Source organism: Limnohabitans parvus II-B4, from assembly GCF_003063455.1.
Taxonomy (GTDB): Bacteria; Pseudomonadota; Gammaproteobacteria; order Burkholderiales; family Burkholderiaceae_C; genus Limnohabitans_A; species Limnohabitans_A parvus.
The window spans coordinates 317037-338109 of record NZ_NESN01000005.1 but is presented as its reverse complement, the minus strand read 5'-3'; the positions used below and the strand labels follow the sequence as shown (position 1 = coordinate 338109).

The following is a 21073-nucleotide window of genomic DNA, read 5'->3' as shown; positions in this document are numbered from 1 at the left end:
AAATTCCCCCGTCAGTGGTCTGTATGAATCCCCTGTGCAGCAAGGTGTGCAGCACAAGAGGTGGACAGCGCCGGATTATGAGGGCTGCAGGGCCGAGACCCGAACCGCGCAGTATTTGAACTCCGGGATCTTGCCGAACGGATCGAGCGCGGCGTTGGTCAGTTCATTGGCAGCCGCCTCGACATAAGCAAACGGCATGAACACAGCGCCTTGGGGCGTGCCATCGTCGCAACGCACTTGCAACTGCACTTCGCCCCGGCGCGATGCAATGCGAACCTGCTGCCCGGCCTGCAAGCCCAGCCGCACCAGATCGGCGCTGCACATCGAGGCGGTGGCCGCTGGCTCCAGCGCATCAAGCACGGTGGCGCGGCGCGTCATGCTGCCGGTGTGCCAGTGCTCCAACTGCCGCCCGGTGATCAGCACCATCGGGTACTCGGCATCGGTCTGTTCGGCGGCCGGAATCAAGCCCGCAGGCACCAGCCAAACACGGCCGTCTTTGGTCGGAAAGTGGTCATGAAAGACGATGGGCTGGCCCGGATCGTCGGCGCTCACGCAAGGGTAAGTGACTGAGCCTGCGTTCAGCCGCGCCCAGTCGATACCGCCAATGGCCGAGGCCATGGCCTGGCGCATTTCTTCGTACACCGCGGCCACGCCATCGTGCTCGCCAGCATACGGCCAATCGAGGCCCATGCGCTGCGCGATCTGCTGGACGATCCACAAATCAGGCTTGGCATCACCCGGCGGCTGCACAGCTTGGCGGCCCATTTGGACCGTGCGGTCGGTGTTGCTGACGGTGCCTGTTTTCTCGGGCCAGGCGCTGGCGGGCAGCACCACATCGGCCAACCAAGCTGTTTCGGTCAAGAAGATGTCTTGCACCACCAGATGCTGCAGGCTGGCCAGGGCGTGGCGGGCATGGTTCAGGTCGGGGTCGCTCATGGCCGGGTTCTCGCCCATGATGTACATGCCGCGCACCTTGTGCGGGTCGCTCTCTGGCGCAAGCGCCTTGTGCATGATCTCGACCACGGTGTAGCCGGGCTGGTCGTCCAGCTTCGTGTCCCAGAATTTTTCGAACCAGTCGTGTGCCGACTGGTCTGTCACCCGCTGGTAGTTGGGGTACATCATCGGAATCAGACCCGCGTCGCTCGCGCCTTGCACGTTGTTTTGGCCGCGCAGCGGGTGCAGGCCGGTGCCGGGGCGGCCGATCTGACCGGTGATGCTGGCCAGCGCGATCAGGCAGCGCACGTTGTCGGTGCCGTGCACATGCTGGCTCACGCCCATTCCCCACAAAATCATGGCGGCTTTGGCGCTGGCATAGGCCCGCGCCACTTCGCGGATGGTGTCGGCCGGGATGCCGCAAACGGCGCTCATGACCTCGGGCGTGTAGTCCCGCACATGGGCCTTGAGTTCGACCACGTTGTCGGCGCGTTCCCTCAGGAACTTTTCATCACACAGGTTCTCGGTGACGATGACGTGCAGCATCGCATTGAGCAGCGCCACATCGGTGTCGGCCTTGAACTGCAGGTTGCGCCAGGTGTGGCGACCGATGTCGGTGATTCGCGGGTCGGCCAGCACAATGCGCGTGCCGCGCTGGGCCGCGTTCTTCATCCAGCTGGCGGCCACCGGGTGGTTGGCCGTGGGGTTGGAGCCGATCACGATGATGAGGTCTGAGTGCTCGACATCGCGCACCGGGTTGCTCACTGCGCCCGAGCCCACACCCTCCAAAAGCGCCGCGACGCTGGACGCGTGGCACAGGCGGGTGCAATGGTCCACGTTGTTGCTGCCAAAGCCGGTGCGCACCAGCTTTTGGAAAAGGTAAGCCTCTTCGTTGCTGCCCTTGGCTGAGCCAAAACCAGCGAGCGATTTGGGGCCGTGTTGTTGGCGCAGCGTGTTGAGCGGCTGGGTGGCCAGCGTCAAAGCCTCTTCCCAAGTGGCTTCTCGGAACACCTCGCGCCAATCGGTGTGGCCGTCGATCAGGCTCAAGTCTTTGGCCACGCCCGGCTTGCGGATCAGCGGCTTGGTGATGCGGTCCGGGCTGTGGATGTAGTCCATGCCGAAGCGGCCCTTGACGCACAGTCGGCCTTCGTTGGCCGGGCCTTCGCGGCCTTTGACGCTGATGATTCGGGCTGGAACGGCCCCAGTCGGGTCCGGGTCGCGCACCTGGTAGGTGACCAGGCACCCCACGCCGCAAAACGGGCACACCGAATCGACTTCGCGGTCCACTTTTTGCGGGCCCATGTGGCTCTTGGGCATGAGCGCGCCCGTGGGGCAGGCCTGCACACATTCGCCGCAACCCACACACGAGCTGCCGCCCATCGGATCGGCCAAATCAAACACCACCTGCGTGTGTGCACCACGAAAGGCCAGGCCAATCACGTCGTTGACCTGCAGATCTCGGCAGGCCCGTTCGCAGCGGTTGCACTGGATACAGGCGTCCAGATTCACGGCCATGGCCGGGTGCGACAGGTCGGCGGGCACGGCATCACGCTTGAGCGCGGCCAGTTGCGGGCGCACCTGCACGCCATGGTGCTCAGCCCACTGGCTCAGCTCGCCGTGTGGAGCTTCGGCGCGGTCATCGAGCCATTTGTGACCCTGCTCGGGCAAGTCAGCCAGCAGCATCTCCAGCACCATCTTTTGGCTTTTGACAGCACGTTCGCTGTCGGTGCGCACCTGCATGCCGGGCGTGGCGCTGCGGCAGCAGCTGGGGGCCAGCGTGCGCTCGCCATGGATTTCAACCACACATGCGCGGCAGTTGCCGTCGGGCGCGAGGCCTTCCTTGTGGCACAGGTGCGGGATGGCGATGCCAAGGTCTTTGGCGATGTTGAAGATGCTTTTGCCAGCGGGCGCTTCAACCGCTTGACCATTGAGGGTGAATTGAACAGTTTTCATGCACCACATCCCTGGTTGTCACGCCCGACTTGATCGGGCATCCCGGTTTTGAATGCATGGATACCCGCGTACGCGGGTATGACAAAACGACGGTCATGCCCGACTTGATGGGTAATGACACAAAGGCTGTCATGCCCGACTTGATGGGTAATGACACAAAGGCTGTCATGCCCGACTTGATGGGTAATGACACAAAGGCTGTCATGCCCGACTTGATGGGTAATGACACAAAGGCTGTCATGCCCGACTTGATGGGCAATGACACAAAGGCTGTCATGCCCGACTTGATCGGGCATCCATGGTTTGCGGGCTTGGTTACCCGCATGCGCGGGCATGACAAAACGACGGTCATGCCCGACTTGATCGGGCATCCATGGTGTTGCCGTGCGCTGTAGCTCGGGCTGACATTCGCGAGCAGGGGCTCGCTCCCACAACACACCAAGGTTGCTCATGCCGCCCCCACTTCGTGCGGGAAATACTGCAGCACGCAGCGGATCGGGTTGGGCGCGGCCTGACCCAGACCGCAGATGGACGCATCGCCCATGACTTGCGCAAGATCTTGCAAGGTGTCGGCATCCCAGACCTCAGCGCTCATGAGCTGAGCCGCTTTGTCGGTGCCCACACGGCAAGGTGTGCATTGGCCGCAGCTCTCGTGCGCAAAAAAGCGCATCACGTTCAAGGCCGCTTCGCGGGCGCTGTCGTGTTGGCTGAGCACCATCACGGCGGCCGAGCCGATGAAGCAGCCGTGTGGCTGCAGCGTGTCAAAGTCCAGCGGCACATCGGCCAAGCGCGCGGGCAAAATACCGCCGCTGGCCCCACCGGGCAAGTAAGCGTAGAGCGTGTGCCCCTCGGCCATGCCGCCGCAGTATTCGTCCACCAACTCGCGCAAGGTGATGCCGGCAGGCGCGAGCTTGACGCCCGGCTGCTTGACGCGCCCGCTCACGCTGAAACGGCGCAGGCCTTGGCGACCATGGCGGCCATGCGTTGCAAAACTGTCTGCGCCCTGCTCCAGCAGTTCACGAATCCAGTGCAGCGTCTCGAAGTTGTGCTCCAGCGTGGGGCGACCAAACAGACCGACCTCGGCGATGTAGGGCGGGCGCAGGCGCGGCTCACCGCGCTTGCCTTCGATGCTTTCGATCATGGCGGACTCTTCGCCGCAGATGTAAGCCCCCGCGCCCCGGCGCAATTCGATGCGTGGCAGCGTGCAAGGCGGGTTCGCGTGCAGCTCGGCCAGTGCTTGCGTGAGCAGCGCACGCGCTTCGTGGTATTCGTCACGCAGGTAGATGTAGACCGCTTCGCAGCCCACCACGCTGGCGGCGATCAACACACCTTCCAAAAAGCGGTGCGGATCGGCTTCCAGACAGGTGCGGTCCTTGAAGGTGCCGGGCTCGCCCTCGTCGATGTTCACGGCCATCAGGCGCGGCCCGGGTTGGCTGCGCACAATGCGCCATTTGCGCCCGGCCGGGAAACCCGCGCCGCCCAGGCCACGCAAACCCGAGGATTCCAAGACTTGGATCACTGATTCGGCCTCGCGCTCGCCCGAGGTCACTTGCTGCGCCAACTGGTAGCCCCCGGCTTGCACGTACGCGTTCATGCGAATCGCATCAGGCAAGGCGTTGGGGGTCGTCTGGTTTTGCGCCACACGTTCGGCCACGGCTTCAGCCGTTGCATGCGCGACGGCCTGCTGGCCCACCTGCGCGGCTGGGGCCTGCTCGCAGCGGCCCAGACAAGGCACGGGCACGACCTTCACACCCGACCCCTTGTTTTGCAAATCGTTTTGCAATTGGCGCAGCAAGCTGTCGCTGCCAGCCAAGCTGCAGCTCAGGCTGTCGCACACCCGCACGGTGATGCGCGGTGCAGCTTGATCGTCTTTCAGGATCTCAAAGTGGTGGTAGAACGAAGCGACCTCGAACACCTCCACCACCGACAAGCGCATCTCGGTCGCCAGCGCCACGATGTGGCGCTCAAACAGGCCATGGAAATGGTCATTCAGCAGATGCAGGTGCTCGATCAGCAAGTCACGGCGGTGGCCGTTTGTGGGTGACTCACCGATCAAGGCCCGTACCTCGGCACGGGCTTCGCCCGTGGCCTGTCGGCCTTTGAGCTGCGAACGCGGCTGGCGCAGTTGCTGGCGAACCTGGTCCAGGCCGATGTGGGTGGCGTTCGCCATACTGGCTCAGTAGGTTTCGAGGTGCAGACGGCCTTCTTTCTTGAGCGCGCCACCGATGGCTTCCCAGTCCAGACCGGCGTTTTGTGCGATGTCCCGCAGCGCCATGACCACGCCCTCTTCCATGCTTTTGAGGCCACACACATAGAAACAGGTGTTGCCGTCTTTGAGCAGCGCCGCCACATCGGCCGCGCGGTCGCGCAGGGCGTCTTGCACATAGCGCTTGGTTTTGCCTGCTTCACGCGAGAAAGCGAATTCAATGTCGATGAAGTCTTTGGGCAAGTTGTTGAGCGGTCCAAAGTACGGCAGCTCTGCGGGCGTGCGGGCACCAAAGAACAGCATCAGCTTGCCACCCTCGAACTTGCCGCTGGCCCGCAGACGGCGACGCCACTCGGTCATGGCACGCATGGGCGCGCTGCCCGTGCCGGTGCAGATCATGACGATGTTGCTCTTGGGGTGGTTGGGCATGAGGAAGCTCGCGCCAAACGGCCCAATCACTTGAACCTTGTCACCGACATTGAGGTCGCACATGTAGTTGGAGCCGACGCCGCGCACGGCTTGGCCGTCGTGGTCTTCGAGCACGCGCTTGATGGTCAGCGACAGGTTGTTGTGACCGGGGCGCTCGCCGTTGCGCGGGCTGGCAATCGAGTATTGGCGGGCGTGGTGCGGCTTGCCTTTGGCGTCTTCGCCGGGAGGCAAGATGCCAATCGACTGGCCTTCGAGCACCGGGAAAGGCAGGTTGCCAAAGTCGAGAACGATGTGGTGGGTGTCGTAATCGCGTTGGCCATCCTGCTTGCCGACTTCGGTCACGCGCAGGTTGCCGGTCACGGTGGCGGTGATGGTTTTTTCTGTGGCCTTGGGGCCATACAGGTTGGTGTAGGCGTGTGCCGCAGACCAAGGCGGGATGGTCGCGCCAAACTGGGCGGAGTTGAAACCGGAAGCGTTGGCGGTGCTGACGGCCGATGAAGATGACGCAACGGCTTGCACGGCGGCTTGTGCTTCTTCTTGTGCGGCACTGGCACCCCCCCCCATGTCACCGCCGGCAGCAGCGAGTTCTTCAGTACTCAGTTCGGCGGGCAATTCATCCCACTTGAGTTGCTCTTCAATGCTGTAGGCCTTGGCCTTGGGCATCATGCGCCAGTTGTCAATCGAACCGGTCGGGCATGGCGAGATGCAGTCCATGCAACCGTTGCAGATGTCGGCCTTGACCACGTAGTTGAGCGAGTCGTGGGTGATGGCCCCGACCGGGCAAATCGCTTCGCAGGTGTTGCAGCGGATGCAGATTTCCGGGTCAATCAGGTGTTGTTTGATCAGCGTCGCTTCTGTGCTCATGTCTTGGCTCTCTTGTGTTTTGTCGTTTTCTGTCTTTGGTCTGCAAGGTCCGCAACGCTATGGCTTGGGGCCGGACACCTCATACGGGGTACCGGAAAATCGGTGCCCGGCCCCAAGCCATACCGTCGCTCAGCACCCGTGCAAACAATGCAGTCTACCGGCATTGGGTGTGCTTTGCGCACACCATGCAGTCGTCAAAGGCAGGGGCGGGTGACGATTTCTGGTACCCCAGTATGAGGAACCCGCCCCTGCCTTTGACGACTGCCGCCCCATGAAGGAGGCAGCAGTCAAATCAGAGACTCATCAGTTGAAGCGGACGTAATCAAAGTCCACTGGCTGACGGTTGATGCCCATGACGGGTGGGGCAATCCAGTTGGCGAACTTGCCGGGCTCGACGACACGGCCCATCAGGCTGGCCACATAAGCGCGGTCTTCGTTGGTGGGCAACCACTCGCCCACTTGCGCCATCCACTGCTCGTCGGTCACCACTTGACCATCGGGCGTGATCTTGGCACCGGACAAAGAACCGATGTTGCGGTGGAACGCTTTGTGCGGAGCCTTCAATGTGAAAGGAATGCCCGCCTTGGAGATCACACGGTTCCAACGGTCGATGCCGCCTTTGGAGTCGGTGATGTAGTCGTCGCGCAGCACTTCGTTCAAAGCGTTGAGCATTGGCACTTCTTTTTCGACCAGCTTGCCGTTCTCGACGGACAAGATCTTGTAGCTGTTGCCCTTGAGCACATGGTCATCACCGCGCTTGCCTTCTTCGTAACGGCCCTTCAAGCCGGAGCTGTAGAAGGTGGCGGCGTTGGACGACTGGTCGGCACCGAACAAGTCGATGGTCACCGAGAAGTGGAAGTTGATGTAGCGCTGGATGGTGGGCAGATCGATCACGCCAGCAGCACGCAGTTTGCCCACGTCGTCGGTCTTGAGTTCGTTCATCACATCGACGGTGCGCTGGATGGTTCGGCTCACGCCGGACTCGCCCACAAACATGTGGTGCGCTTCTTCGGTCAGCATGAACTTGGTGGTGCGAGCCAATGGGTCGAAAGCCGACTCGGCCAAAGCGCACAACTGGAACTTGCCATCACGGTCGGTGAAGTAAGTGAACATGAAGAACGACAACCAGTCAGGCGTCTTCTCGTTGAAGGCCTGCAAGATGCGGGGGTTGTCTTCGTTGCCGCTGTTGCGTTGCAGCAGGGCGTCGGCTTCTTCACGGCCGTCTTTGCCGAAGTATTTGTGCAACAGGTACACCATGGCCCACAGGTGGCGGCCTTCTTCGACGTTGATCTGGAACAGGTTGCGCAGGTCGTACATGCTGGGCGCGGTCAGGCCCAGGTGGCGCTGCTGCTCAACAGACGCTGGCTCGGTGTCGCCTTGCGTCACGATGATGCGGCGCAGGTTGGCGCGGTGCTCGCCAGGCACGTCTTGCCAAGCTTTTTCGCCGATGTGGTCACCGAAGTGGATCTTGCGGTCTTGCTCGCCGGGGTTCAAGAAAACGCCCCAACGGTAGTCGCGCATCTTGACGTGACCAAACTGGGCCCAGCCTTGTGGGTCCACGCTCACGGCCGTGCGCAGGTACACGTCCATGTCGGTCGAGCCTTCGGGGCCCATGTCGTCCCACCAGTTGATGAAGTTGGGCTGCCACTGCTCCAAGGCGCGCTGCAGGGTGCGGTCTTCGCTCAGGTTGACGTTGTTGGGGATTTTTTCGCTGTAGTTGATACCGGACATGAGAGTCTCCAGAAATTAAGCAACGGTGGGGTCAAATTTCGGTTGCAGCAGACACCACCGGGAAGCCTGCTGCACAACGCAAAAACATCAAACGCGGTTCATGTCGAACTGGACTTTTTCGCCTTTGCCGTAAACCTTCAGGGCACCTTTTTCGCCAACGGCGTTGGGGCGCTGGAAGATCCAGTTTTGCCAGGCGGTCAAACGGCCAAAGATGCGGGTGGCCATGTTTTCTTTCTGGGCAAAACGCAGGTTGGCTTCCAGACCGGTCAGCGCGTCTGGCGACATGGAAGAGCGCTCTTCCAGTGCCAGGCGAATTTCGTCAGCCCAATCGATGTCGTCAGGTGCAGCAGTCACCAGGCCCAAGGCCAAGGCAGCGTCAGCATCCAGCGCCTTGCCAATGGCGCCACGTGCGGCTTCCATGGCAGGCACTTCTTCGTAAAAGCGGCGCTGCAGGCGGGTCTGGTCGTTGACCATGGGGAAGAAACCGAAGTTCATTTCGTTCAACTGGATCTTGGGGGCCTTGGCGGCATCGTCGGGCAAAGCCAGCATGTAAGCGCGGTCAGCGCAGAAAGCCAGCTCGGCGAGTGTGCCGACAAAACATGTCCCTTCTTCGACCAAGGCGAACAGGCTGCGCGAAGACACATCCATGCGGGCCAGTGTGCGGCGCAGGTGGCCGATGGTTTCACGCACCAACCAGTGGTCTTTGTGGGCCAGCAAGGTCGCGTCAGAAGCCAGCACGGCAGCGGCGTCACCGGCTGTCTTGAGCACCCAGGTGCCGATGTCGAGTTCGTTGGTGCGCATGTGCAGGATGGCGTCATCCAGTTCGCGCACCATCTGCAGCGGCCACCAGTTCACGCCTGCGGCTTCGATGCCCGCGATGTCGGTGGGCTGGGCCGAGGCAGGTGCCTTGACGGTGAAGGTGGCGATGCGCTTGGCGCGGTCGATCTCGACCGTGACGTTGGTGTAAGTCAGCGCGTCAGCAGCGATGGTGCGGTTCAAAGGGGTCAGCTCGACGCCTTTGACGCCTGCGGTGCGGATGCTGCCAGCGGCCAATTTTGTGGCGCGTGCTTTGACGGCTTCTTTGAACACAGCCGGCTTGGCGATCGCATCGACCAGACGCCAGTCCACGGCTTTTTGGCCGCGCACGCCTTCCACACTGGTGCAGAAGATGTCGGCCAGATCGTGGCGCACGTGGCGCTTGTCGGTCACGCGGGTCAGGCCGCCGGTGCCAGGCAATACGCCGAGCAAAGGCACTTCGGGCAAAGACACGGCGCTGGAGCGGTCATCGACCAGCACGATTTCATCGCAGGCCAAGGCCAATTCGTAGCCGCCACCTGCGCAAGCACCGTTCAGGGCAGCGACGAATTTCAGGCCGTCGTGTTTGCTGGAGTCTTCGATGCCGTTGCGGGTTTCGTTGGTGAACTTGCAGAAGTTCACTTTCCAGCCGTGGGTGGACACACCCAACATGAAAATGTTGGCACCCGAGCAGAACACGCGGTCCTTCAGGCTGGTCACCACCACCGAGCGCACTTCGGGGTGCTCAAAGCGGATGCGCTGCAATGCGTCGTGCAACTCGATGTCCACACCCAGGTCGTAGCTGTTGAGTTTGAGCTTGTAGCCGGGGCGGATGCCAGCGTCTTCGTTGATGTTGATCGACAAAGTCGCGATCTCGCCCTCAAAGGCCAGGTTGATGTGTTTGTATTGAGCGGGGTTGGTCTGGTAGTCAACCTGGAAAGCTTGCGTCATGGTCATGTCTCCGTCGGTGAAAGTGATGGGGTGGGTCTAAAAATGCATTTCACTGCATGTTGCACGAATTTTATTGCAGCTTTCAAGCACCCACAACATGCACTTTAATTCATTTTATAGGTAATTACCCTAGGAAATAGCAATTCAAGCGGGCAAGCCAACGTGTTGACGCACCGAAGAGCGCAAAGCCGCAAACGCTTGATCTTCCGTGCGGGCACTGGTGTTGATGGCCAGATCGGCTTTGGAGTAGAAGGCAGAACGCCCCTCCAAAATTCGCTTGAGGTCTTCCATCGCCTCGCGGCTGGCCGCCATCGGGCGCATGTCACCTTGGGCAGCCACCCGGCCCATGTGGTCGGCTGCATCGGCTTGAAGCCACACCGTTGTGCAATGCGACAGCAGCAAATTGAAGTTGGCTGAGTCCGACACCAGCCCCCCGGGCGTGGCGATCACCACTTCGGGATAGATCTGAATCGCTTCTTCCAGCGCACGGCGCTCGTAGCGGCGGTAAGCATTGGCACCATACAGGTTGTGGATCTCGCTGATCTGGCAACCGGCAAACTGCTCAATCTCGCGACTCAGCTCAATGAATGGAAAACCCAGATCGTTGGCCAAGCGCTGACCCAAAGAGGTCTTGCCTGCACCCCGCAAACCAATCAAGGCGATGCGGTTCTTGCGCTCTTGTGCGTTGCCACTTTCGCCCAACATGTCGCTCAGTTGCACACGTGCACGGCGCAAATCCGCTTCGCTGCGCTGAGCCAACAGCTCACGAATCAGCAGCCACTCGGGCGAGGTGGTCGTCACATCACCCAACAATTCGGCCAGTGAACACTGCAAGGCATTGGCCACCTGCAACAACACCAGCACCGACACGTTGCCCGTGCCGTATTCGAGGTTGGCCAAGTGGCGCTCGGACACATCGGCCGCCAAGGCCACGGCGCGGCGGGTCATGCCTTTGCGCGAACGCAGGGTGCGCACACGCTCGCCCAACGCTTCCAGGAACGGACTGCGCTTTGTCTCCTGCTCGGACGGTTCCATCAACGTGGACTCTTGAGATGTCATGCTCAACCTCTGCTCAAAACTAGGGAAAACCCTTTGATTTCAGTAAACCCAAAACATGCACTTTATTGCATACTTGCAGGCAAGCACAATAATGCATCAACCGGTGTTTATACCGCCAACTGGACAGCAAGAACAGTTTTTTTTGTGCATGCCATTGCATGCAGGCCCTCACAAACCCTTGGAAAGTTCACCATGACCACCGCACTACTCCCCAACTTCTTCGCAGGTCGCTGGCAAACCGGCACCGGCGAAGGCACGCCGATGTTTGACCCGGTACTGGGCACCGAGCTGGCCCGCGTGTCGAGTGCAGGCATCGACTTGGCAGAAGGCTTTGCCTTTGCCCGCGAACAAGGCGGCGCGGCACTGCGCGCACTGAGTTACGGCCAACGTGCCGCCCTGCTCAGCCAAATCACGGAAGTGCTGCAAGCCAACCGCGACGCTTATTACGAGATCGCCACCGCCAACAGCGGCACCGTGGCCAAAGACTCGGGCGTGGACATCGACGGCGCGGTCTTCACGCTGGGCTATTACGCCAAACAGGGCCACGCTCTGGGTGATGCCAAGCTGCTGCTCGACGGCCAACGCATCCGCATGGCCAAAGACCCGGCCTTCCAGACCCAGCACATCCAGGTGCCCACCCAAGGCGTGGCGCTCTTCATCAACGCCTTCAACTTCCCCAGCTGGGGCTTGTGGGAAAAAGCCGCACCCGCCCTGCTCTCGGGGGTGCCGGTCATCATCAAACCCGCCACCGCCACCGCTTGGCTGACCCAGCGCATGGTGAAAGACGTGGTCGATGCGGGCGTGCTGCCTGTGGGTGCTTTGTCGGTGATTTGCGGTTCGTCCGCAGGCCTGATGGACCAGCTGCAGGCCTTTGACGTGGTCAGCTTCACCGGCTCGGCTGAGACCGGCCAAATCATCCGCAGCCACCGCGCCGTGACCGAGTTGTCGGTGCGCTGCAACATCGAAGCCGACAGCCTCAACAGCGCCCTGCTCTCGCCCGCCGCCACGGCAGACAGCGAAGCCTTCAAGCTGCTGGTGGCCGAAGTCGCCCGCGAGATGACCGTCAAGTCCGGCCAAAAGTGCACCGCCATTCGCCGCATTTTTGTGCCGCGTGCCTTGTACAAAGCCGCTGCCGAAGCCATTGGTGCGCGCCTGGCCAAAACCACCGTGGGCAACCCGCGCAACGAGACCGTGCGCATGGGCGCGCTGGTGAGCCAGGAACAAAAAGCCAGCGTGCTGGCGGGCTTGGCCCAACTCAAAACCGAAGCCACCGTGTTGTTCGATGGCAGCGCGGCTGGTTGGGTCGATGCCGACGCATCGAGCGCCTGCGTGGCCCCGGTGCTGCTGGGCACCGAGTCACCCATGAGCGCCAAGGTGCTGCACGCGGTCGAGGTGTTTGGCCCCGTGTCCACCCTGATGCCTTACGACAGCATTGAAGAGGCCTACGCCATGATCCGCCGCGGCGAAGGCTCGCTGGTGTGCTCGGTCTACAGCGAGGACCACCTCTTCACCGCGCAGGCTTCGGTCGAATTGGCGAGCAGCCATGGCCGTGTGCACGCGATTTCGCCCGATGTGGCGGCCCTGCACAGCGGCCACGGCAACGTGATGCCCATGAGTCTGCATGGCGGCCCCGGACGCGCTGGTGGTGGCGAAGAACTGGGCGGCCTCAGGGCGCTCAACTTTTACCACCGCCGCTCAGCGGTGCAGGGCAGCTCGCTGGCCCTGGACGTGCTGGCTGCACAAGGCAGCCAACTGGCCCTGTAAATCTGGCCCTGTCATTTTGTGGGAGGCTGCCCCCGCAGCCGAATGATGGATGATGGATGAACTGACATTCGGCCGCAGGGGCGGCCTCCCACACAGCCCCATTGCCACACACCAGACAACATGACTGACACCTCGAGGAGACAAACATGACCCACACCGTGAATGCACCATCCACCGACTTCAACTTCGCCCAGCACCTGATCGCCACCAACGCGAACCGCTCCGGCAAAACCGCCCTGATCGACGATGTGGGCCGCCTGAGCTATGGCGAACTGACGGAGCAAATCCGCCGCTTTGCCGGTGGCCTCAAGGCCATGGGGCTCAAACGCGAAGAACGCGTGCTCTTGCTCATGCAAGACAGCAGCGACTGGGTCGTGGCCTTTCTGGGCTCGCTCTATGCGGGCGTGGTGCCCGTGGCGGTGAACACCTTGCTCACGGCCGAAGACTACGCCTTCATGCTGAGCAACAGCCGCGCCCAAGCTGCGCTGGTGTCGGGCGCCTTGCTGCCCACACTGCAAGCGGCGATGGATTTGGTCAAAACCGAGGTGCAGCACGTGGTGGTCTCGCGCCCCACGGGCGCACTGACACAAGGCCAGTTCAACATGGCCGAATTTGTGGCACAAAACAACCCCGTGTTGCCCGCACAAACCCTGGCCGATGAACCGGCCTTTTGGCTGTATTCGTCGGGCTCCACGGGCAAGCCCAAAGGCACGGTGCACAGCCAGGGCAACCTGTACTGGACGGCCGAGCTGTATGGCAAGGGCGTGCTGGCCTTGCGCGAAAGCGATGTGGTGTTCTCAGCCGCCAAACTGTTCTTTGCCTACGGCCTGGGCAACGCCCTGACCTTCCCCTTGAGCGCAGGTGCAAGCGTGGTGTTGATGGCCGAGCGCCCCACCCCGCAAGCGACCTTCAAGCGCATGGTCGATCACCAGCCCACCGTGTTTTATGGCGCGCCCACCGGCTACGGCGGCATGCTGGCCAGCCCCGATCTGCCCAAGAAAAATCAAGTCTCGCTGCGCCTGTGTTCGTCGGCCGGTGAAGCGCTGCCGCGTGACATCGGTGAGCGCTGGACGCAGCATTTCGGCTGCGAAATCATCGATGGCATCGGCTCCACCGAGATGCTGCACGTCTTCTTGTCCAACCGCCCGGGCGATGTGCGCTACGGCACCACCGGCAAAGCCGTGCCCGGCTACGAAGTGCAGCTGCGCAACGAAGACGGCAGCGTGGTCACCGGCCACAACGAAATCGGCGACCTCTACATCCAGGGGCCCAGCAGTGCCTTGATGTATTGGAACAACCGCGAAAAGACCCGCGACACCTTCCAGGGCGTGTGGACCAAGAGCGGGGACAAGTACACCCGCGACCCCGATGGCTACTACACCTATGCCGGGCGCAACGACGACATGCTGAAAGTCAGCGGCATCTACGTCTCGCCTTTCGAGGTCGAGGCCACACTGGTGCAGCACCCGGCCATTTTGGAAGCAGCCGTGATCGGCAAGGAAGACACCGATGGACTGACCAAGACCAAAGCCTTCATCGTGCTCAAAGCCGGTCAGAGCCTGACACAAGACGAGGTCAAGGCCTTTGTGAAGGAGCGCCTGGCGCCTTACAAGTACCCGCGTTTCATCGAGTTTGTGGCCGAGCTGCCCAAGACCGCCACCGGCAAGATCCAGCGTTTCCGTTTGCGCGACCTGGAAAGATCAGCCCACTGAAAACAAACAGCCGACTCACCCGCCCACCGTTGGCGATGAATCGGCTGTCGTTGCTGGCGTGCGGCTCAGCGACCCCATTCAAGACACGGTTCAGGCACCGTTGGCAGGTGTGAGCACCCGCGTGATTTCTTTTTGCAAGGCCGCCTGAGACATGGGCTTGGAAACATAGCCATCCGCACCTGCGGCGATGAAACGCTCCTTGTCACCCGTCATGGCGTGTGCCGTGACCATCAGTACAGGCGTTCGGTGACCCGTGGTGGCCTCCTGGATTCGCAATTGCCGCAAGGCGGTGACGCCGTCCATCACAGGCATCATCACGTCCATCAAAACCACATCAAAACGCTCTTCAGCCAAACGGTCCAACGCCTCTTGTCCATCCGCTGCGACGGCATAGCGATAGCCCATGCGTTGGAGCATGATTTCGGCCAACTTGCGGTTGATTTCGTGGTCTTCGACCAGCAAAACAGACCAGTTCGGCGCACCCGCCATGGCTGGCGAAAGCGGCTCTGACTTGTCTGAGGGAATCGAGGCCAAGGCACGAACACTCGACGGGCTGATTGTTTTAACGGGCACAGTCGCTACAAAACTCGCGCCTTTGCCTGGATGGCCCTCGGCCGTGATGTACCCGCCCATCAATTGCAACAAACTGCGCGTGATCGCCAAACCGAGCCCCGTGCCACCGAACGACCGCGTCACCGAGCCATCGGCCTGCGTGAAGGGGCTGAACAAAGCTTCTGTGCGCTCTGGATCGAAGCCAATGCCCGTATCGATGATGCTGATGCGCAGCAACACCGTCTGGTCATCAACCGCGGACAACACTTCGGTTTTAACGGTCACAGACCCCTGATCGGTGAACTTGATCGCATTGCCGATCAGATTGGTCAGCACTTGGCGCATGCGTACCGGGTCCATCCAGACCAGCTCAGGGACAGCGTCCGAAGTTTCCAGCAACAACGCGACACCTTTGACACGCGCCAATTGCTCAAGCGACCGGACCGTGTGGCGAATCAACTGAGCCGGACTGACTTCGAGCAGCTCCAGCTCCAGCGCCTTGGCTTCAATCTTGGAAAAATCCAGAATCTCGTTGATGATTTGAAGAAGATGGTTGGCCGAATCGCGCGCCAACGTCAGATATTCCTTTTGAAGCTCAGGTGATGCCGTCTCAAGCGCCAACTCGGTCATGCCCACAATGCCATTCATGGGGGTTCGGATTTCATGGCTCATGTTGGCCAAGAATTCCCCTCGCATGCGGTTGGCTTGCTCGGCTTTGTCTTTGGCCTCGACCAGCAGATCCTGCGCACTCTGGATGGCTGTGAAATCCTGCATCACACCGACAAAAAAATGTTCGTTTTCAAGGTGGGTTTCGCTGATGGTCAAACGCACCGGAAACATGCTGCCGTCATGCCTTCGTCCGCGCATGACCCGAGGCTGGTTCATCAACTTCTTACGCCCGGTGGTCAGGTAGGCTTGCATGTACTGGTCATGCTGCTCGTTTTCTGCCGCAGGCATCAGCAAATTAATGCGCTGGCCCATCAACGCCTCCATGCTGTAGCCAAAAATGGCGGCTGTGGCATCGTTGCATTGCACAATCTGGCCTTTTGAATCGGCCACCACAATCGCCTCGGGGACCGATTTGAAAATGCTGTGTAGCTTGCCCTCACTCAAGCGCAAATGTCCCTCGACCAGTTTGCGCTCGGCAATTTCATCGCTGAGTTGGCGAATGGCCAACTGCCGCTCTGTCGATAACTGGCGTGAGGTCATCAAGGCCACACGAATCCGTTTGACGGAAAACCAGATCAACAACAAACCCAAGAACAACAGCGCCAACAACACCACAAAAGTGCGGTTGAGCACGCCCGTGCTGGCAAGCTGCCACTGCGAGACCGGCAACACCACCTCGAGTGCACCACGCACATCACCCACCTTCCAGTCCGTGCGCGGTGAACCGGGATAGCTGTTGTGGCAGGCCACACAATTGGGCAGCATGCGGTCGGCCTGCGCAAAGCGCAAAACACGGTTGCCATTCATGACCTCTTCGCGCACGTAAGGCTTGTTCGGGTGCTCTTTGAGGTGCTGCAATGCCTGTTTCTGGAAATCATCGAGCGAACGCTCGGACTCACGCCACGGAAACGGCAGGTCACTGTACAAGCGGACCTGCGTACCCCCATCCACTTTGGACAGGTAATGGCCCAAATCGATCGTCAAGGTGGCGGGCAAGGGCAAAGCGTTGTCTTGCGATTTGTAGTCGTGCGTGACCGTCATGCCGCTTTGGACCGCCCGAGGCACCAGTTCCTGGGCGTAAAAATTTCGGAATTGCGTGACCGAAGCGGCATGAGTTTGAGCGCTTTCGGCGGCGTATTGCTGCACCACCACCTCGCTCGACTGGTAGGTGTAAAAAACAACCCACAGCCCCGTGACGATCAGCACCCCTCCGAGCCACTCCATGGGCCAGCGCAGCAGCAATGTGCGAATCGACAAAATCAGACGGTTTAAAACATTCACTTTGTTTCCCGGTATGCAAAGCGAATGATATCAATGAACACCTAGGTGTTCATTTTTAGCGCCTGCATCCCATGCAGGTGCTGTCAGGCCAAGACCGCCAAGCAAGTTGGCGGAATTGCCGCTCAAGTGTCTTTGCTGACCTTGATCGTTGGGAACTTGGACGAAAAGTCCTTGGCCTTGGACGCGATCTTGACCGCCACCTGGCGGGCCACCGCCTTGTAGATCTGGGCCACTTCGCCATCGGGGTCGGACACCACCGTCGGTTTTCCGTTGTCAGCCTGAAGGCGGATCTGCATGTCCAGCGGCAGTGCACCCAGATAGTCCATGCCGTATTCGGCGGCCATCTTTTTGCCGCCATCGGCGCCAAAAATGTGTTCGACATGACCGCAGTTTGTGCACACGTGCACCGCCATGTTTTCAACGAGTCCCAAGATCGGAACGCCCACTTTTTCGAACATCTTCACGCCTTTTTTGGCATCCAAAAGGGCGATGTCTTGCGGGGTGGTGACGATCACCGCTCCTGTCATGGGTACACGTTGCGAGAGGGTCAACTGGATGTCGCCTGTACCAGGCGGCATGTCGACGATCAAATAGTCGAGTTCTTTCCAGTTGGTCTGGCGCAGCAACTGCTCCAGCGCCTGGGTGGCCATGGGGCCGCGCCAGATCATGGCCTCGTCCTGGTCCACCAAAAAGCCAATCGACATGACCTGCACGCCGTAGTTTTCGAGTGGCTCCATGGTCTGGCCGTCTTCGCTCTCGGGGCGGCCTTCGATGCCCATCATCATGGGCTGGCTGGGGCCATAGATGTCGGCGTCCAGCAGACCCACCTTGGCGCCCTCGGCGGCCAGTGCCAGCGCCAGGTTGACGGCGGTGGTGCTCTTGCCCACGCCGCCCTTGCCCGAGGCCACGGCCACGATGTTTTTGACCTGCGGCAGCAGGGCCACGCCGCGCTGGGCAGCGTGAGCCGTGATCTTGCTGGTCACGTTGGCCGACACATTGGACACGCCCGCCACACCTTTGACGGCCGCGATCAGCGCTTGGCGCAGCGCCGGGATCTGGCTCTTGGCGGGGTAGCCCAGCTCCACGTCAAAAGACACATCACCGCCTTCCACCTGCAGGTTCTTCAGGGTCTTGGTCGAAACGAAGTCTTTGCCCGTGTTGGGGTCGATGACGGTTTGCAGGGCTTGCAGGAGTTGTTCGGGGGTCGCCATGGGGGTCTGATGCTTTCTGAGCTGTCCAAGAATGGGGGGCAGTTTACCGACATGCGGCCCGGTACACCCTAAAATCACCGATTCCCCTACAAGTTGCCCCACCATGTCTGCCCCCAACGCCCCGCGCCAGCTTTTTGTCACCACCGCCCTGCCGTATGCCAACGGCAACTTCCACATCGGCCACATCATGGAGTACATCCAGGCCGACATCTGGGTGCGGTTCCAGCGCATGCAGGGCAGCCAGGTCAATTTTGTGGGCGCGGACGACACGCACGGCGCACCCATCATGATTGCCGCCGAAAAGGCGGGCAAGACGCCCCAGCAGTTCGTGGCCGACATCGCAGCCGGCCGCAAGCCTTATCTGGACGGTTTTCACATCGCCTTTGACAACTGGCACAGCACCGACGCGACCGAAAACCACGAGCTGGCCCGCCAGATTTACCGCGACCTGCGCGATATTTCCGAGGCCGACGGCGGCTCGCTGATCGAGGTGCGCTCGGTTGAGCAGTTCTTTGATCCGCAAAAGAACATGTTTTTGCCCGACCGCTTCATCAAAGGCGAGTGCCCCAAGTGCCACGCCAAAGACCAGTACGGCGACAACTGCGAGGTCTGCGGTGCGGTCTACGCGCCCACCGACCTGATCAAGCCGTTTTCGGCCTTGTCCGGGGCCAAGCCCGAGCTGAAGACTTCCGAGCACTTCTTCTTCAAGCTGTCCGACCCGCGTTGCGTCGAATTTTTGACCCAGTGGACACAAGACGGCAAGCTGCAACCCGAGGTGGCCAACAAGGTCAAGGAATGGTTCAGCGTGCGCACCAACCCCGACGGCACGACCAGCGAAGGCCTGGGCGACTGGGACATCTCGCGCGACGCGCCCTACTTCGGTATCGAGATCCCCGACGCGCCTGGCAAGTACTTCTATGTCTGGCTCGACGCGCCTGTGGGCTACCTGGCCTCGCTCAAGAACCTGCTCGACAAGCGCGGTGAAGACTACGTCGCCTACATGGCCAACCCGAATTTGGAGCAGATCCATTTCATCGGCAAGGACATCGTCACTTTCCACACCCTGTTTTGGCCGGCCATGCTGCACTTTTCAGGCCGCAAGACGCCCAACAAGGTGAACGTGCACGGCTTCCTGACGGTGAACAACGGCGAAAAAATGAGCAAGAGCCGGGGCACGGGCCTGGACCCACTCAAGTACCTGAGCCTGGGCATGAACCCCGAGTGGCTCCGCTACTATTTGGCCGCCAAGCTGTCGGGCCGCAATGAAGACATCGACTTCAACGCTGAAGACTTCATGGCCCGCGTAAACAGCGACTTGGTGGGCAAATTCATCAACATCGCCTCGCGCTCGGCGGGCTTCATCGCCAAGCGTTTTGACGGGAAACTGGGCACCGTGAGTGCCGACGGTCAAGCCCTGCTGGCGGCTCTGCAAAGCGCCACCCCCACCGTGGCTGCCTTCTACGAAGAACGCGAATACGGCAAGGCCCTGCGCGAAGTCATGCTGCTGGCCGACAAGGTCAACGCCTATGTGGACCAGAACAAGCCCTGGGACCTGGCGAAACAAGAGGGCATGGATGCACGCCTGCACGACGTGTGCACCGCCTGCATCGAAGCCTTCCGCCTGCTCACACTGCAATTGAAGCCGGTGCTGCCCGCACTGGCCGCGCAGGTCGAAGCCTTCCTGAATGTGCCGCCCTTCAGCTTTGATGCGGCCCGGACCCTGCTGGGCGGGGGCCATGCCATCAACGCCTACCAGCACCTGATGCAGCGCGTGGACATCAAACAACTGGAATCACTCTTTGAAGCGCCAGAGCCCGTCGTGCCTGTGCTCGTCCCCGGTGGCGAGCCGATTGCAGAGACCATTTCCATCGACGACTTTGCCAAAGTCGACCTGCGCATCGCCGAGATCGTCAACTGCGAACCCGTTGAAGGTTCGGTCAAGTTGCTGCGCCTGACGCTGGATGTGGGCGAAGGCCGCACACGGAATGTCTTTTCAGGCATCGCCAGCATGTACAAGCCCGAAGACCTCGTCGGCAAACTCACGGTGATGGTGGCCAACCTGGCCCCACGCAAGATGAAGTTTGGTGTCAGTGAAGGCATGGTGCTGGCCGCCAGCCACGCCGACGAGAAGGCCGAGCCCGGCATCTATGTGTTGCACCCCTGGCCCGGCGCAAAGCCCGGCATGCGCATTCACTGATTCCCTTGCCCCTGAAAAACGCTGCACATGTTTCCCCTGATCCACGGATGGACCGATGTGCAGCGAAGCCCTGGGGCTAATTTGCGCCTAGGGCTGGTGCTGAGCTTTGTGGCAGGGGCCACCAATGCGGGTGGTTTTTTGGCGGTGGGGCGCTACACCTCGCACATGACGGGCATTGTGTCGTCGGTCGCCGACGATGTGGTGCTGGGTCATCTGGATCTGGCGCTGGCCGGCTTGGCGTGTCTGGTGGCCTTTTTGCTCGGCGCGATGTGCACCGCCATCATGGTCAACTGGGGCCTGCGCCAGCACTTGCGCAGCAGCTACAGCCTGCCACTCATGCTCGAATCTGTTGCTTTGCTGGTGTTTGGTTTGTTTGGTGCCGCCATTGCCGCATGGTCTCAGGTGTTTTTGCCCGTCACGGTGGTGTTGCTGTGCTTCATCATGGGTTTGCAAAACGCGGTCATTACCAAAATTTCCAAAGCCGAAATCCGCACCACCCACATCACAGGCCTGGTGACCGACATCGGCATTGAGTTGGGCAAATGGGTTTACCTCAACCGCTTGCATGAGCCATCGCCCGTCAGGGCAAACCGCGAACGCCTGCGCATTCAAACGGGTCTGGTGATGGGCTTTTTGCTGGGTGGACTGCTGGGAGCCATGGGCTTCAAGCATTGGGGCTATGTGACCACCGTGCCATTGGCTGGCCTGCTGTGGTTGCTGAGTCTGCGCCCTTTGCTGGATGACCTGCGCCAGCGTGCCGCATAAT

13 protein-coding genes are annotated in these 21073 nt (G+C 60.8%); 4 read left to right on the top strand and 9 right to left on the bottom strand.

All coding sequences use genetic code 11. The features are described 5' to 3' along the window. Positions 1 to 75: 75 nt before the first annotated feature. The 7 genes from fdhF to B9Z37_RS13980 all read right to left on the bottom strand — a co-directional run bounded on the left by fdhF (position 76) and on the right by B9Z37_RS13980 (position 10921). The gene (gene fdhF / locus B9Z37_RS14010) at positions 76 to 2886 is read right to left on the bottom strand and encodes a formate dehydrogenase subunit alpha (RefSeq protein WP_108313628.1); all 2811 of its coding nucleotides are present in this window, start codon (positions 2884 to 2886) and stop codon (positions 76 to 78) included. Next, the gene (locus B9Z37_RS14375; protein ID WP_146179742.1) at positions 2846 to 3238 is read right to left on the bottom strand and encodes a hypothetical protein; all 393 of its coding nucleotides are present in this window, start codon (positions 3236 to 3238) and stop codon (positions 2846 to 2848) included. Before B9Z37_RS14375 ends, fdhF begins: the two co-directional genes overlap by 41 nt. 96 nt (positions 3239 to 3334) lie before the next feature. Continuing rightward, positions 3335 to 5056, bottom strand: a complete 1722-nt coding sequence (locus B9Z37_RS14000) for an NADH-ubiquinone oxidoreductase-F iron-sulfur binding region domain-containing protein (RefSeq protein WP_108313626.1) — start codon at positions 5054 to 5056, stop codon at positions 3335 to 3337. Positions 5057 to 5062: 6 nt separating this feature from the next. Beyond that, complete coding sequence (boxA, locus tag B9Z37_RS13995; protein ID WP_108313625.1) at positions 5063 to 6385, bottom strand: benzoyl-CoA 2,3-epoxidase subunit BoxA; 1323 nt, start codon at positions 6383 to 6385, stop codon at positions 5063 to 5065. Positions 6386 to 6688: 303 nt separating this feature from the next. Next, positions 6689 to 8116, bottom strand: a complete 1428-nt coding sequence (gene boxB, locus B9Z37_RS13990; RefSeq protein WP_108313624.1) for a benzoyl-CoA 2,3-epoxidase subunit BoxB — start codon at positions 8114 to 8116, stop codon at positions 6689 to 6691. Positions 8117 to 8203: 87 nt separating this feature from the next. After that, the gene (boxC, locus tag B9Z37_RS13985; RefSeq protein ID WP_108313663.1) at positions 8204 to 9862 is read right to left on the bottom strand and encodes a 2,3-epoxybenzoyl-CoA dihydrolase; all 1659 of its coding nucleotides are present in this window, start codon (positions 9860 to 9862) and stop codon (positions 8204 to 8206) included. A 144-nt stretch (positions 9863 to 10006) separates the two neighbouring features. Beyond that, the gene (locus B9Z37_RS13980; RefSeq protein ID WP_108313623.1) at positions 10007 to 10921 is read right to left on the bottom strand and encodes a helix-turn-helix transcriptional regulator; all 915 of its coding nucleotides are present in this window, start codon (positions 10919 to 10921) and stop codon (positions 10007 to 10009) included. Positions 10922 to 11113: 192 nt separating this feature from the next. Between B9Z37_RS13980 and B9Z37_RS13975 the strand changes: the two genes are divergently transcribed. Both B9Z37_RS13975 and B9Z37_RS13970 read left to right on the top strand, forming a co-directional pair. Beyond that, complete coding sequence (locus B9Z37_RS13975) at positions 11114 to 12685, top strand: 3,4-dehydroadipyl-CoA semialdehyde dehydrogenase (protein WP_108313622.1); 1572 nt, start codon at positions 11114 to 11116, stop codon at positions 12683 to 12685. Between the two features lie 146 nt (positions 12686 to 12831). After that, complete coding sequence (locus tag B9Z37_RS13970) at positions 12832 to 14397, top strand: benzoate-CoA ligase family protein (RefSeq protein WP_108313621.1); 1566 nt, start codon at positions 12832 to 12834, stop codon at positions 14395 to 14397. A gap of 90 nt (positions 14398 to 14487) precedes the next feature. On the opposite strand, the gene B9Z37_RS13965 is transcribed toward B9Z37_RS13970, so the two are convergent. Continuing rightward, positions 14488 to 16899, bottom strand: a complete 2412-nt coding sequence (locus B9Z37_RS13965) for a response regulator (protein WP_108313620.1) — start codon at positions 16897 to 16899, stop codon at positions 14488 to 14490. 122 nt (positions 16900 to 17021) lie between these two features. Next, a complete protein-coding gene (gene apbC, locus B9Z37_RS13960; RefSeq protein ID WP_276308869.1) occupies positions 17022 to 18215 on the bottom strand; it encodes an iron-sulfur cluster carrier protein ApbC in 1194 nt (397 codons plus the stop codon). On the opposite strand from apbC, the gene metG reads away from it, so the two are divergent. Both metG and B9Z37_RS13950 read left to right on the top strand, forming a co-directional pair. Further along, entirely contained in the window at positions 18214 to 20307 is a 2094-nt protein-coding gene (metG, locus tag B9Z37_RS13955) for a methionine--tRNA ligase (protein WP_108313618.1), read from the top strand. The genes apbC and metG overlap by 2 nt on opposite strands. A 27-nt stretch (positions 20308 to 20334) precedes the next feature. Beyond that, positions 20335 to 21072 carry a YoaK family protein gene (locus tag B9Z37_RS13950; RefSeq protein WP_108313617.1) on the top strand — a complete coding sequence of 246 codons (738 nt, stop codon included), beginning with the start codon at positions 20335 to 20337 and terminating at the stop codon, positions 21070 to 21072. The last annotated feature ends 1 nt before the right edge of the window (position 21073 follow it).

Coding starts and splice junctions, on each gene's coding strand:
- apbC (WP_276308869.1), bottom strand. CDS start 18,215: ATGGTGGGGCAACTTGTAGGGGAATCGGTGATTTTAGGGTGTACCGGG.
- boxC (WP_108313663.1), bottom strand. CDS start 9,862: ATGACGCAAGCTTTCCAGGTTGACTACCAGACCAACCCCGCTCAATAC.
- B9Z37_RS14375 (WP_146179742.1), bottom strand. CDS start 3,238: ATGACCGTCGTTTTGTCATGCCCGCGCATGCGGGTAACCAAGCCCGCA.
- metG (WP_108313618.1), top strand. CDS start 18,214: ATGTCTGCCCCCAACGCCCCGCGCCAGCTTTTTGTCACCACCGCCCTG.
- B9Z37_RS14000 (WP_108313626.1), bottom strand. CDS start 5,056: ATGGCGAACGCCACCCACATCGGCCTGGACCAGGTTCGCCAGCAACTG.
- B9Z37_RS13975 (WP_108313622.1), top strand. CDS start 11,114: ATGACCACCGCACTACTCCCCAACTTCTTCGCAGGTCGCTGGCAAACC.
- B9Z37_RS13950 (WP_108313617.1), top strand. CDS start 20,335: ATGTTTCCCCTGATCCACGGATGGACCGATGTGCAGCGAAGCCCTGGG.
- boxB (WP_108313624.1), bottom strand. CDS start 8,116: ATGTCCGGTATCAACTACAGCGAAAAAATCCCCAACAACGTCAACCTG.
- B9Z37_RS13980 (WP_108313623.1), bottom strand. CDS start 10,921: ATGACATCTCAAGAGTCCACGTTGATGGAACCGTCCGAGCAGGAGACA.
- boxA (WP_108313625.1), bottom strand. CDS start 6,385: ATGAGCACAGAAGCGACGCTGATCAAACAACACCTGATTGACCCGGAA.
- B9Z37_RS13970 (WP_108313621.1), top strand. CDS start 12,832: ATGACCCACACCGTGAATGCACCATCCACCGACTTCAACTTCGCCCAG.
- fdhF (WP_108313628.1), bottom strand. CDS start 2,886: ATGAAAACTGTTCAATTCACCCTCAATGGTCAAGCGGTTGAAGCGCCC.